This window comes from Marinobacterium sp. MBR-111 (genome assembly GCF_040547585.1).
In the GTDB taxonomy this organism is placed as follows: Bacteria; Pseudomonadota; Gammaproteobacteria; order Pseudomonadales; family Balneatricaceae; genus Marinobacterium; species Marinobacterium iners.
Genome location: NZ_JBEPQA010000006.1, coordinates 50941 through 64572, shown reverse-complemented (window position 1 = coordinate 64572; position 13632 = coordinate 50941). Strand labels below are relative to the sequence as shown.

At 57.4% G+C, this 13632-nt stretch carries 12 protein-coding genes; 10 read left to right on the top strand and 2 right to left on the bottom strand.

All coding sequences use genetic code 11. The features are described from left to right. The first annotated feature begins 88 nt into the window (after positions 1-88). From ABIE61_RS06015 to ABIE61_RS05970, 10 genes are all read left to right on the top strand, one after another. Positions 89-1156: a Leu/Phe/Val dehydrogenase gene (locus tag ABIE61_RS06015; RefSeq protein ID WP_354407651.1), complete on the top strand. Its 1068-nt coding sequence runs from the start codon at positions 89-91 to the stop codon at positions 1154-1156. Beyond that, positions 1149-2237 carry a pyruvate dehydrogenase (acetyl-transferring) E1 component subunit alpha gene (pdhA, locus tag ABIE61_RS06010; protein WP_206840324.1) on the top strand — a complete coding sequence of 363 codons (1089 nt, stop codon included), beginning with the start codon at positions 1149-1151 and terminating at the stop codon, positions 2235-2237. The genes ABIE61_RS06015 and pdhA overlap by 8 nt, the downstream gene beginning before the upstream one ends. Next, positions 2230-3216 (top strand): alpha-ketoacid dehydrogenase subunit beta, encoded by a 987-nt coding sequence (locus ABIE61_RS06005; protein WP_354407648.1) that lies wholly within the window; start codon positions 2230-2232, stop codon positions 3214-3216. Before pdhA ends, ABIE61_RS06005 begins: the two co-directional genes overlap by 8 nt. Beyond that, on the top strand, positions 3216-4328 hold the full coding sequence (locus tag ABIE61_RS06000; RefSeq protein ID WP_091825304.1) for a dihydrolipoamide acetyltransferase family protein: 1113 nt from the start codon (positions 3216-3218) through the stop codon (positions 4326-4328). Before ABIE61_RS06005 ends, ABIE61_RS06000 begins: the two co-directional genes overlap by 1 nt. 214 nt (positions 4329-4542) lie before the next feature. Continuing rightward, positions 4543-6465 carry a PrkA family serine protein kinase gene (locus ABIE61_RS05995; RefSeq protein ID WP_206840313.1) on the top strand — a complete coding sequence of 641 codons (1923 nt, stop codon included), beginning with the start codon at positions 4543-4545 and terminating at the stop codon, positions 6463-6465. 75 nt (positions 6466-6540) lie between these two features. After that, positions 6541-7839 carry a YeaH/YhbH family protein gene (locus tag ABIE61_RS05990; RefSeq protein ID WP_091825299.1) on the top strand — a complete coding sequence of 433 codons (1299 nt, stop codon included), beginning with the start codon at positions 6541-6543 and terminating at the stop codon, positions 7837-7839. Next, positions 7829-9355: a SpoVR family protein gene (locus tag ABIE61_RS05985; RefSeq protein ID WP_354407645.1), complete on the top strand. Its 1527-nt coding sequence runs from the start codon at positions 7829-7831 to the stop codon at positions 9353-9355. The genes ABIE61_RS05990 and ABIE61_RS05985 overlap by 11 nt, the downstream gene beginning before the upstream one ends. 51 nt (positions 9356-9406) lie before the next feature. Continuing rightward, complete coding sequence (locus ABIE61_RS05980; RefSeq protein WP_354407642.1) at positions 9407-9778, top strand: histidine triad nucleotide-binding protein; 372 nt, start codon at positions 9407-9409, stop codon at positions 9776-9778. A gap of 152 nt (positions 9779-9930) precedes the next feature. Continuing rightward, positions 9931-10902, top strand: a complete 972-nt coding sequence (locus ABIE61_RS05975; protein ID WP_242530122.1) for a bifunctional enoyl-CoA hydratase/phosphate acetyltransferase — start codon at positions 9931-9933, stop codon at positions 10900-10902. A 4-nt stretch (positions 10903-10906) separates the two neighbouring features. Then, the gene (locus tag ABIE61_RS05970; protein WP_354407641.1) at positions 10907-12088 is read left to right on the top strand and encodes an acetate/propionate family kinase; all 1182 of its coding nucleotides are present in this window, start codon (positions 10907-10909) and stop codon (positions 12086-12088) included. Between the two features lie 15 nt (positions 12089-12103). On the opposite strand, the gene rlmB is transcribed toward ABIE61_RS05970, so the two are convergent. Further along, complete coding sequence (rlmB, locus tag ABIE61_RS05965) at positions 12104-12856, bottom strand: 23S rRNA (guanosine(2251)-2'-O)-methyltransferase RlmB (RefSeq protein WP_354407638.1); 753 nt, start codon at positions 12854-12856, stop codon at positions 12104-12106. Between the two features lie 100 nt (positions 12857-12956). Next, positions 12957-13613 (bottom strand): adenylate kinase, encoded by a 657-nt coding sequence (gene adk / locus ABIE61_RS05960; RefSeq protein WP_091825285.1) that lies wholly within the window; start codon positions 13611-13613, stop codon positions 12957-12959. Between the last annotated feature and the right edge of the window lie 19 nt (positions 13614-13632).

Below are 13632 nucleotides of genomic sequence, written 5' to 3'. Positions count from 1 at the left end.
AGAATGTAAGGGGTGGTGCTGTCCACAAGACTCAAGGTCACCCATTCACATACGTTTTCCCTGACGCCCCAGTGCGGAGGACCCCGTCATGTTGAAGCAGATGGAAAACGCCGGTCTGACCGACCTCCACTTCGGCCTGGATCCGGCTACCGGTCTAAAAGCCATTATCGCGATTCACTCCACAGCGCGCGGCCCGGCCATCGGCGGCTGCCGTTTTATCCATTACACTCGTGAGCAGGATGCCATTACCGATGCACTTCGACTTGCCCGTGGCATGAGCTACAAGGCCGCCTTGGCCGACTTGCCCCACGGCGGCGGCAAGGCGGTGATTATCAAGCCGGAAGGCGCGTTTGACCGAGCCGCATTGATGCAGGCCTTCGGTCGCATGGTGGATCAGCTGGGCGGGCGCTATATCACCGCCATGGACAGCGGTACCGAAGTCAGCGACATGGATGCCATCGAAACCACTACCCGCTTTGTCAGCTGTACAAGTGCCAGCGGCGATCCCTCTCCACATACGTCACTGGGTGTATTCGAGGGCATCAAGGCTGCAGTTATGCATCAGCTTGGCAAGGACAGTCTGGCAGGGCTCAGCATCGCCATTCAGGGGCTTGGCCATGTGGGATACGCACTGGCACAGCGCCTGCACCAGGCCGGCGCCCAGCTCTACGTCGCCGATATTGAGCGCGAACGGACCGATCGCTGTGTGCGTGAATTCAACGCCCGAGCCGTTGCAACCGAGGCGATCTACGATACCGGTGCGGATATTTTCAGCCCCTGTGGCCTGGGCGCCACCCTCAACAGCGACACCATCCCTCGCCTCAACTGTCGCATTGTTGCCGGCTGTGCCAACAACCAGCTGGCGACCGATGAGGACGGCAACCGCCTGCGTCAGCGAGGAATTCTGTATGTGCCTGACTATGTGCTCAATGCCGGTGGATTGATTCATGTTGCCATGCATCATGCCGGTCGCTCCGCTGATGAGCGTGATGCCAAGATTCGTGAAATTGCAGCAACCCTCACTCATCTCTTTGCAGAAGCCGACCGTACCGGTCAGTCAGTGCACCATGTCGCTGACCTGCACGCCGAATCGCTGTTGCAGGCGGCCGGTGAGGTACAGCTGACTCATCAGCACCAGGAGGTGCAGCATGCATGAGATACGCTATCACGGCGAAATTCATCTGACCCGTTACCTGGCTCCGGACGGCACACCTGTGGGTGGCATGCCTGAGTGGGCGCAGGGCAGTGATCCCTGGTGCCACTATTACCGCCAGATGGTGCTCGCTCGGCAGTTTGATGCCAAGGCGATCAGCCTGCAGCGTACCGGCCAGCTGGGTACCTATGCCTCTCTGCTGGGTGGCGAGGCCATTGATGTGGTTTGTGGAGCACTGATGCAGCCGGAAGACGTGCTGGTACCCTATTATCGCAACCATATTCTGCAGATGATGCGCGGCGTTCCCATGCAGGATGTGCTGCTGTACTGGGGTGGTGACGAGCGCGGCAGCGCTTCACCGGCCATGCGCAAGGACCTTCCCAACGCAGTCCCCATCGCCACCCAGTGCCTGCATGCATGCGGCGTGGCCACGGCACTCAAGTTGCGTCAGCAGCCACAGGCCGTACTCACCATGATCGGGGATGGCGGCACCTCCAAGGGTGATTTTCTGGAAGCCATCAATGTGGCCGGTGCCTGGCAGCTGCCGGTGGTCTTCGTGATCAACAACAATCAGTGGGCCATCTCGGTGCCTCGTGCCAAACAGTGCATTGCGCCGACACTGGCTCAGAAAGCGATCGGTGCCGGTATCCGCGGCGAGCAGGTGGACGGCAACGATGCCGTTGCCCTGCATGAAGTGGTCGGCCAGGCATTGGCACGCGCCCGCAACGGAAAGGGCCCCACATTGATTGAAGCGGTCAGCTACCGACTCTCCGACCATACCACAGCCGATGACGCCACCCGTTACCGTTCGGCAGAAGAGTTGAAACAGGCTTGGGCACGAGACCCCCTGCCTCGTCTGCGCACTTGGCTCCACAGCCAGAATCTGTGGGACGAACAGCAGGAGCAGCGCTGGCAGGAAGAGGCCAAGGGGATGATCGGAAAGGCGGTCGATGCCTACCTGGCCATGCCGCCACAGGCGATTGATGATCTGTTTGATTATCTCTATGCAGAATGCCCGCCGGGGCTGCAACGGCAGAAAGAAGAGATGCGTCAGAAGCGGCAGGGAGGAGAGGATCATGAGTGACAATGCCATTACCCTGCTGGATGCCGTTAATCTGGCACTGGCACGCGCTATGGAAGATGACCCTAACGTAATTTTGCTGGGCGAGGATATCGGCACCAACGGCGGCGTGTTTCGTGCCACTGCTGGCCTTCAGGATCGCTTCGGTGAACGCCGCGTGATCGACACGCCGTTGGCCGAAACCATGATTGCGGGTCTCAGTGTCGGCATGGCCACCCAGGGCATTCGGCCCGTCGCTGAAATCCAGTTCATGGGCTTCATCTTTCCGGCCTTTGAACATCTGGTTGCCCATGCCGCCCGCATGCGCCACCGCACCCGTGGCCGCCTGAACTGCCCCATGGTACTGCGGGCGCCGTTCGGCGGCGGCATTCATGCCCCCGAACACCATTCGGAAAGTACCGAAGCCCTGCTGGCACACATCCCCGGGTTACACGTCGTGGTGCCCTCGTCCCCCGCTCGTGCCTACGGTTTGCTGCTGGCCGCGATTCGTTGTGACGACCCGGTTGTCTTTCTGGAACCAAAACGGATCTATCGCGCCAGCAAAACACTGGTGGAAGACGATGGACAGGCTCTGCCGCTGGATACCTGCTTCACCTTGCGCGAAGGAGAGGACATCACTCTGATCAGCTGGGGGGCCGCCGTCACGGAAACCCTTGCCGCTGCCCGCCAGCTGGCAGAGAACGGTGTCAGTTGTGAAGTGATCGATGTCGCCACCCTGAACCCGATCGACCATGACACCCTGATCGCATCGGTCAGCAAAACCGGCCGCTGTGTCATTGTGCATGAAGCACCGCGGCACGGCGGCCTGGGAGGAGAAATTGCCGCCACTCTGGCCGAACAGGCACTGCTTTCGCTCAAGGCTCCGCCACGCCGTGTCACCGGCTATGACACCGTCATGCCCTATTACCGTAATGAACAACTCTACTTGCCAACCACGGCTGACATTGTTCAAGCCGTGCAGGAAACGCTGGAGTACGCCTGATGAAATATTTCAAGCTGCCCGATCTGGGCGAGGGTCTGCCCGAAGCGGAAATCGTGGAATGGCATGTTCGTGAAGGAGACAGCATCAAGACCGATCAGATCATGGTATCGGTGGAAACGGCCAAGGCGATCATTGAAGTCCCTTCGCCCCAGGATGGGGTGATTGCGCACCTGTTTGGTGCAGAAGGTGACACCATTCACACCGGTGAGCCTCTGGTCGAGTTTGCGGATGAGGACGACAGTGACAGTGGTACCGTTGTGGGCGAACTGAGTCGACACCAGGGCAGTGACAGTCAGCGCGAAGAGTTCATTATCGGGGCCGCTCCCAGCAGTCGCCAGGCGGCATCCGCCCGAGTAACACCCGCTGTACGCGCCTTGGCTCAGCGCTTGAATGTGTCACTGGATACGCTGCGCGGCAGCGGTTCACAAGGCGCTGTCACGGCACAGGATGTGGAACATGCTGCAAGCCTTGATCGTTCATTGGGCGCGCCAGAGGCCCTCCGCGGCGTACGCAAACAAATGGCACGGACCATGGCGCAGTCCCATGCCGAAGTGGTACCGGTCTCGTTGTGTGAGGACGCCGACATCGACCACTGGCCGGCCGGTACCGACATTACCATGCGACTGGTTCAGGCCATTGCGGCTGCCTGCAAGGCCGTTCCCGAGCTGAATGTCTGGTTTGATGGCCATCAGCTGGCACGGCGGGTACATCAGAAAATCGATCTTGGCGTGGCCGTGGATACCGAGCAGGGACTGTTCGTACCGGTCCTGCGTGATATCGGCAACCGGTCTGTCGAAGACCTTCGCGAAGGGCTGAACCGGCTTCGTGCCGATGTCAAGTCTCGCTCCATTCCACCGGCAGAGATGCAGGGCGCCACCATCACCCTCAGTAACTTCGGCACCCTGGCCGGACGCTATGCCAGCCCGGTTGTGGTCCCCCCTCAGGTCGCCATTGTAGGTGCAGGTGTGATTCGATCAGAGCCGGTTGCCATTGATGATCAGGTCGTCGTACACAAGGTGATGCCCCTGTCACTGACATTCGACCATCGTGCCGCCACCGGTGGCGAAGCGGCGCGATTTATGCAGGCACTGATTATGTCGCTGCAGGCCTGAGCCGTTTGTCGCGATGCAACGTATGACAATTCAGATGGTCAAATCAGACAGGAGGACAGGACCGCTGGATGACAGGTGCGACCAGCTTTTTTAGGTCGCACCTCACTTGACTCTCCGTAATCTGAACTACACTGAAATCACTGGAACGCTTCGCCGGTTTGGCCAATAAGCGTTTGAATTTTCAGTGGGTAGCGTAACGTACAGGAAGGTGAGCATGAGTATCTTCGAGCACTATAAGGCACGTTATTCGGCCATCCTGCAGGAAGAGATGAGCCTGCAGGAGTATCTCAACCTGTGTCGGGAAACCCCAAAGGTATACGCCAATGCTGCCGAGCGCATGCTGGATGCGATCGGTGAACCCGAGGTGATCGATACCGCACTGGACCCTCGCCTGAGCCGCATCTTTTCAAACAAGGTGATCAAGCGCTACCCTGCTTTCAGCGAGTTCTACGGCATGGAAGAAGCGATTGAGAGTATCGTGTCCTACTTCCGCCATGCAGCTCAAGGGCTCGAAGAGAAGAAACAGATCCTGTATCTGCTCGGACCTGTTGGGGGTGGTAAGTCATCGCTGGCGGAGCGTCTCAAGCACTTGATGGAGCATATCCCCTTCTATGCGATCAAGGGCTCACCGGTATTCGAGTCACCGCTGGGACTGTTCAATCCGGAAGAAGACGCCGAAATACTGGAGCAGGAGTACGGCATCGCCCGTCGCTACCTGCGTGGCATCATGTCCCCCTGGGCCGTGAAACGTCTGCATGAATACGGTGGTGATATCACTCAGTTTCGGGTGGTGAAACTGCATCCGTCCATTCTGGATCAGGTGGCAATTGCCAAGACCGAACCGGGTGACGAGAACAACCAGGACATCTCAAGCCTTGTCGGTAAGGTGGACATTCGCAAGCTGGAAGAGTATCCACAGCACGACCCGGATGCCTACAGCTTCTCTGGCGCCCTGTGCCGTGCCAACCAGGGGATTATGGAATTCGTCGAGATGTTCAAGGCACCGATCAAGGTGTTGCATCCACTGCTGACTGCCACTCAGGAGGGCAACTACAACAGCACCGAGGGCATGGGTGCCATCCCCTACGACGGCATTTTGCTGGCCCACTCCAACGAATCGGAATGGCAGAGTTTCAAGAACAACAAGACCAACGAAGCGTTCATTGACCGTGTGTATATCGTCAAGGTGCCCTATTGCACCCGAGTGAACGAAGAGATCCATATCTACGAGAAACTGCTGGAAAACAGTTCCCTCAATGCCGCTCCCTGTGCACCGGATACCCTGCACATGCTGGCCCAGTTCACTGTCCTGTCACGCCTGAAGGAGCCTGAAAACTCCAGCATCTACTCCAAGATGCGCATCTACAACGGCGAGAACCTCAAGGACACCGATCCACGCGCCAAGTCGATGCAGGAGTACAAGGACTCCGCCGGCGTCAACGAGGGTATGGACGGTCTCTCAACCCGATTCGCCTTCAAGATTCTGTCCAAGGTGTTTAACTTCGACGCCATCGAGGTAGCGGCTAACCCGGTCCACCTGATGCATGTACTGGAGCGTGAAATCAGTCAGCAGCAGTTCCCGACCGAGACCCAGGAACGCTACATAGGCTTTTTGAAGGAATATATCGCGCCCAAGTACATCGATTTCCTTGGCAAGGAGATCCAGACCGCCTATCTGGAATCCTACTCCGAGTACGGGCAGAACATTTTCGATCGCTATGTCACCTATGCCGATTTCTGGATTCAGGATCAGGAGTACCGTGACCCTGAAACCGGTGACATTCTCGATCGCCAGGCGATCAACGAAGAGCTTGAGAAGATCGAAAAGCCGGCGGGCATCAGCAACCCGAAAGACTTCCGCCACGAGATCGTCAACTTTGTACTGCGCGCCCGGGCCAGCAACAACGGCAAAAACCCGGCGTGGAACAGCTATGAGAAAATGCGTTCCGTGATCGAGAAGAAGATGTTTGCCAATACCGAAGATTTGCTGCCGGTGATCTCCTTCAATCCGAAAGCTTCTTCGGACGATCAGAAAAAACATGGCGAGTTTGTGAAACGGATGATCGAACGCGGATACACCGAGAAGCAGGTTCGCCTGCTGTCCGAATGGTACATCCGCGTCCGCAAATCGCAGTAACCGGGCACCAGGAGCCGTACCCTGATGGAACTGACCCGGCAGTTGCCTGGCAACTGCCGCATGGGAGCCTGAAACATGAGTTACATCATAGACCGCCGAGAGAACGCCAAGAAAAAAAGCACGGTAAACCGTCAGCGTTTTCTGCGCCGCTACAAACAGCACATCAAACGTGCCGTTGAAGACGCCATCCATGATCGCTCCATCAAGGAGATCGACCAAGGCGGACAGGTCACCATTCCTCGACGTGACATCTCCGAGCCGGTCTTCCACCACGGTGAAGGTGGATTGCGGCACAAGATTTTCCCAGGCAACAAGGAGTTTGTCGAAGGCGACGAGTTCAAACGCCCCGAAAGCGGTGGTGGCGGTGGCGCCGGTCAGGGAAAAGCCAGCAATCAGGGTGAAGGCGAGGATGACTTTACCTTCACCATCAGCCAGGAAGAGTTCCTCGACTTCATGTTTGAGGATCTTGAGCTGCCCTGGATGGTGCGCAAACAGCTCAAGGATGCCACCTCGTTTGAAACCCGTCGTGCCGGCTTCACCAGCAGCGGATCACCGGAGAAGCTGCATATTGTGCGCTCGTTGCGGGCCGCTCATGCCCGTCGCATCGCGCTGACCGACAAGAACGTACGACAGCAGATTCGTGCCCTGCGCAAGGAGCTGTGGGCGCTTGAAGACACACCACCCTCCGTTGAAAAAACAGAGAAGATCACCGCCTTGCGTGAGCAGATCACTCAGCTTGAAAAAGGCTCTCGCAAACTGCCGTTTCTGGATGACTTTGACCTGCGCTACACCAACCTCGTGCGAGTGCCCTTGCCTTCCAGCAAGGCGGTCATGTTCTGCATCATGGATGTATCCGGCTCCATGACGCAAAGCGTCAAGGATATCGCCAAGCGTTTCTTCATCCTGCTCTATCTGTTCCTGAACCGGAACTACAAGCAGATCGATGTGGTCTTTGTGCGCCACCACACCCATGCCAAGGAGGTGGATGAACAGGAGTTTTTCTATTCTCGCGAGACCGGCGGCACCATAGTTTCCAGCGCCCTGGCTCTGACCGCCGATATTATCGATGCCCGGTATCCCCCGGCCGACTGGAACATCTATATCGCTCAGGCGTCGGACGGCGACAACTGGGATGGCGACTCGACCACCTGCAGCAAGCTATTGGCCAGCCGCATTCTGCCCAAAACCCAGTATTACGCATACGTGGAGATCACCACCGGTCCACACCAGAATCTCTGGCATGAATATGAGCAGGTGCGTGAAGCTTTCAAGGAGCAGTTCGCCATGCAGCAGATCACCGATGCAGGCGATATCTATCCGGTGTTCCGCCGCCTGTTCGAGAAGCGTACCGAGGGGGCTGCCCATGAGTCGTAAAAAACGCCAGCCAATCTCGACCGGCTCCGACTGGACCTTCGAGCTGATAGAAGCCTATGACCGTGAAATCGCTCGGGTCGCGAAGGATTTCGGTCTGGATACCTATCCCAACCAGATCGAGGTCATCACCTCGGAACAGATGATGGACGCCTACTCCTCGGTCGGCATGCCGCTGAACTACAACCACTGGTCGTTCGGCAAGCAGTTTGTGGAGACCGAGCAGAACTATACCCGTGGCCGCATGGGGCTGGCCTATGAAATCGTGATCAACTCCAACCCCTGCATCGCGTATCTAATGGAGGAAAACACCATCACCATGCAGGCGCTGGTGATCGCTCACGCCTGCTATGGTCACAACTCCTTCTTCAAGGGCAACTACCTGTTCCGAACCTGGACTGATGCCAGTGCCATCATCGACTACCTGCTGTTCGCCAAGAACTACATCCGCCGCTGCGAGGAGAAGCATGGCGTGGAAGAGGTTGAGCAGCTGCTGGACTCGTGCCACGCCCTGATGAACTATGGCGTCAACCGCTACAAACGCCCACGCCCGCTCACCGCCGCCGAAGAACGTGAGCGTCAGCAGGACAGGGAAGAATACATACAGCGTCATCTGAACGATCTGTGGAACACCACCGTACCCCGCAAAGCGGACAGTGATGATCGCAAACACCCTCGCTTTCCGGCAGATCCGGAAGAGAACATTCTGTACTTCATCGAGAAGAACGCCCCCCTGCTTGAGCCCTGGCAGCGGGAGATCGTCCGCATCGTGCGCAAGGTTGCACAGTATTTTTATCCCCAGAAACAGACTCAGGTGATGAATGAAGGCTGGGCCTGCTTCTGGCACTATACGTTGCTGCATCAGCTGTATGACGAGGGGCTGGTCACCGACGGTTTCATGATGGAGTTTCTCCACTCCCATTCCAGCGTGGTCTATCAACCCCCGTTCGACAGCCCCTACTTCAGTGGCATCAACCCCTATACGCTGGGTTACAACATGATGCAGGACATTCGCCGCATCTGTGAAAACCCGACCGATGAGGACCGGGAGTGGTTCCCCGATATTGCAGGCAGCGACTGGAAAGTAACGCTTGACCACGCCATGCGCAATTTCAAGGATGAAAGCTTCATCCTGCAGTATCTATCACCCCGGTTGATGCGGGAGCTGAAACTGTTTTCGATCATGGATGACAGCAATCGTCCGGTACTGAGGGTCGATGCCATTCACAACGAACGCGGCTACCGCCAGTTGCGCGAGGCTCTGTCGGCCCAGTACAACCTCGGCAATCGCGAGCCCAACATTCAGGTATGGAACGTGAATGTTCGCGGTGATCGTTCCCTCACCCTGCGCCACTACATGCACAACAGCCAGCCACTGGGCCAGTCCACGGAAGAGGTGTTGCGACATGTGCACCGCCTGTGGGGATTCGATGTACAGCTTGAATCCGTACTGCCGGACGGTACCGTTGCCAAGCAGTATGCCTGCCCACCACGGGAGCAAAAGGTTGAGGCAATCTGACTGCGCTCGCTATACTGCTTCGACACGAATCAAATGAGTCGAGAGAAGGTTATGGATTGTCTGTTCTGCAAAATTCTGGAAGGTGAAATCCCGGCTGAGCGGGTGTACGAAGATGACCAGGTCATCGCCTTTCGCGACATCAACCCACAGGCACCCTTTCACTGCCTGATTATTCCGCGCAAGCATATCGCAACATTGAATGACATTGCCGACGACGACCGCGAGGTAGTGGGGCATATGATTCAGGCCGCCAGCAAAATTGCTCAGCGACAGGGCTTTGATCAGGATGGCTACCGCACCGTATTCAACTGCAACACCCACGGTGGCCAAACGGTCTACCACATTCATCTGCACCTCCTCGGTGGCAAGCCGATGGGCTGGCCTCCGTATCAAGACACTCTGAAAACCCCGGTTAACAACTGAGGCATGGTGGCCGAGCCACATGCTCGGCTGCCCTGGATCTTGCCTCGGATCAATTTTGCCGCGAGCCTGTCCGCTTTATGTTGCACTGCGTCATAATGGGTTCATTATAGGACTATACCCTAGTCATCAGCATTCTCAGGAAGGATACCCCCATGTCGATATCAGCTGACGCCCCCAACACCACGATTTCAACCGAGACACCGCCGATGCACAACCAGCTGGAGTTCTTTATTGAGCAGGCACGCAAGTCCGGCCCTATCCGCACCGCCGTGGTCCATCCGGTCGATCACAACAGCCTTTTGGGTGCCATCGAAGCGGCTGAACAGGGTTTGATTGAGCCTCTGCTGGTCGGCCCGGAACACAAGATTCGAGCCGCAGCCGAAATTGAAGGCATCGACCTGTCACCCTACAAAATCATCAGCACCGAACACAGCCACATGGCGGCCGAATGCGCCTGTACACTGATTCGCGAAGCCAAGGCCGTCGCGCTGATGAAAGGGAGCCTCGGCACCTCTGAACTGCTCAGTGCCGTGGTTCATAAAACCAAGGGCATCCGTACAGAGCGGCGCCTGAGCCATGTATTCGTGTTTGACGTGCCCAACTACCACAAACCACTGGTGATCACCGATGCCGCCATCAACGTGGTGCCTGATCTGTTGGTAAAACGGGATATCGTTCAGAACGCCATCGACTTCTGTCAGTCATTGGGTAATGAGTCGCCCAAGGTCGCGATTCTTGCCGCGGTTGAAAAGGTGAAGCCGACCATGCAGAGTACCATCGACGCTGCCGCCCTGTGCAAAATGGCAGATCGCGGACAGATCACTGGCGGCATTCTGGACGGCCCGCTGGCTTTCGATAATGCTATTTCACTGCAGGCCGCCATCGACAAACATATCAACTCACCGGTCTCTGGTGACGCCGATATCCTGCTGGCGCCTGACCTTGAGGCCGCCAACATGATCGCCAAGCAGCTGATCTACCTGGCCGATGCCAAGTCAGCCGGCCTGGCCGTAGGGGCCAAGGTACCCATTATTCTGACCAGCCGTGCCGAAGGTACTCTGGGCCGCCTGGCGTCCTGTGCACTGGCTTCCTACATGGTCAAGCATCCACGCAAGGGGGGCTGAAAGCATGGATACCATTCTGACCGTTAATGGTGGCTCCTCCAGTCTCAAGTGTGGCCTATATGCCCTGCGTGCGAGCGAACTTCACTGCCTGTTTCACCTGAAAGTGGAAAACCTGCTGGGTGACACCACCCTGTTCAAGGTGCGTGATGAAAACAACCGGGTACTGGACTCGCATCAGCTGGAGTGCCAGTCAGTGGCACTGGACGAGCGTCATCAGTTCGCCTTGCGTGAAGTGCTGCAATGGGTCGAAGCGCACCTGCCGGAGTCACGTTTGATTGCGACCGGTCACCGAGTCGTACATGGTGGTGACCTGTTCAACACACCGATGCGACTGGACGATGCTGTGCTGGAGCAATTGAGAAGCTTTATCCCGCTGGCCCCGCTGCATCAACCTTATAACCTGAAGCTGGTTGAAGCCTGCCGTGCACTGGCACCACAACTACCCGTTGTCGCCTGTTTCGACACCATGTTCCATGCGGCACAGCCCCGGCTGGAGCGGCTATATGCCTTGCCGCGCCACCTCATCGAGAAAGGCGTGCACCGCTATGGCTTCCATGGCTTGTCCTACGAGTATATCCAGCGCCAGCTCAGCCTTGGCGGAGCTGGCAATTTGAAAACAGTGGCCTGTCACCTGGGCGCAGGCGCCAGCATGTGTGCCATTCGAGATGGACGCTCCATCGCATCCAGCATGGGCTTCACCGCCGTCGAAGGCCTGCCCATGGGTAGTCGCACCGGCAATCTTGACCCTGGCGTGCTGCTCTATCTGATGCGGGAAGAGAACATGGATGTGGATGCACTGGAAAAGCTGATCTACAAGGAAAGCGGCTGGCTGGGCGTTTCCACCATCAGCTCGGACATGAAGGAGCTGCATCAGGCCAATGATCCTCGCGCCGAGGAAGCAATCGACATGTTTTGCTACCGTGTCGCGCTGGAGATGGGCCGCCTGGGTGCCGCACTGGAAGGGGTGGAACAGGTGGTGTTCTCGGGTGGTGTCGGCGAGAACGATGCGGATGTGCGCGCGCGCGTGCTGGAGCGCTGCCGCTGGCTTGGCATAGAGATTGACAATGAAGCGAATCAGCGCAACAGCGGTATCATCAGCACGCCCGGCTCACGCGTCACCGTGCGAGTGATGCCGACCAATGAGGAAGCGATGATCGCCACCCATGTGGATGAACTGCTGCACTGAAGCACACAGCGGAGGCTAGGCCTCCGCTTTTACCGCCCGCTGACGCACCACTTCAAACAGGCACACTCCGGTTGCCACGGACACATTGAGGCTACTGACCTCCCCTGCCATCGGAATGTTCACCAGCTGATCGCAATTTTCACGAGTGAGACGACGCATGCCCTTGCCTTCCGCACCCATCACGATCGCCTGCGGTCCGGTCAGGTCAGCCTGATACAGGCTCTGGGTCGCTTCGCCAGCCGTTCCGGTGATCCAGATACCGTGTTGCTGCAACAATTGCAGGGTACGCGCCAGGTTGGTCACCTGAATGTAAGGCATCACTTCAGCGGCACCACAGGCAACCTTGGCGACGGTAGCATTAAGCGGTGCCGACTTGTCCTTGGGGGCAATAACGGCTGTTACGCCTGCAGCATCTGCCGTACGCAGGCAAGCCCCAAGATTGTGCGGATCGGTTACGCCGTCCAGCACCAGCAGCAGCGGAACTGTGTCGGATTGCTCAAGCAGCCGGTCCAGTGCCTTTTCACTCAAGGCACGCAGCGGTTCACATTCGGCGATAACCCCTTGATGACGCCCCCCACCAGCACGCTGATCCAACCCTTCTCGCGGCTGTGTGATCACCTTGATGCCGCGCGTACCAGCCAGATCCAGTACTGTCTGCAACCGGGCATCTTCGCGGCCCTGCTGGATCAACAGGCAACGAACCCGATCGGAATTGCGCTGTAGAAGGGTGGTGACGGCGTGCAGGCCGAAGATATCCGTTGTGTTCATGCTGCCTCATATGGCTGTATCAGAAAACAGGCGGGTATTATGGGCCAATTGAAACCAAAAAGCCGCCCACTGGCGGCTTTTTAACAATCAGAACAGGCAATCAGCCTTCGAGACCCGCAAACACCTTGTTGCGGATATCATCAACGCTGCCGACACCTTCAACGTATACATAACGCGGCGCGTTCGCTTCACCGGATTCATTCCAGCTGCGGTAGTAATTGATCAGCGGAGCTGTCTGGTCATGATAGACCTTCAGGCGCTGACGTACGGTTTCTTCCTTGTCATCCTCACGCTGAACCAGTTCTTCACCGGTAACGTCGTCGAACCCTTCCTGCTTCGGCGGGTTGAACACGATATGGTAGGTACGGCCCGAAGCCGGGTGTACGCGGCGACCGCTCATACGCTTGATGATTTCAGCATCGGCCACATCAATCTCGACAACGGCATCAATATCCACACCGGCATCTTTCAGCGCATCAGCCTGCGGCAGGGTGCGGGGGAAGCCGTCAAACAGGAAACCATTGGCACAGTCTGCCTCTGTGATACGTTCCTTGACCAGCCCGATGATGATGTCATCGGATACCAGGCCGCCTGCGTCCATCACTTCCTTGGCCTGCTTGCCAAGCGGGGTGCCCGCCTTGACCGCAGCACGCAGCATGTCCCCTGTGGAGATCTGCGGAATGCCGTACTTTTCGGTGATGAACTGGGCCTGGGTGCCTTTGCCGGCGCCCGGTGCTCCAAGCAGAATAATGCGCATCTATTTCGTCTCCTGAACG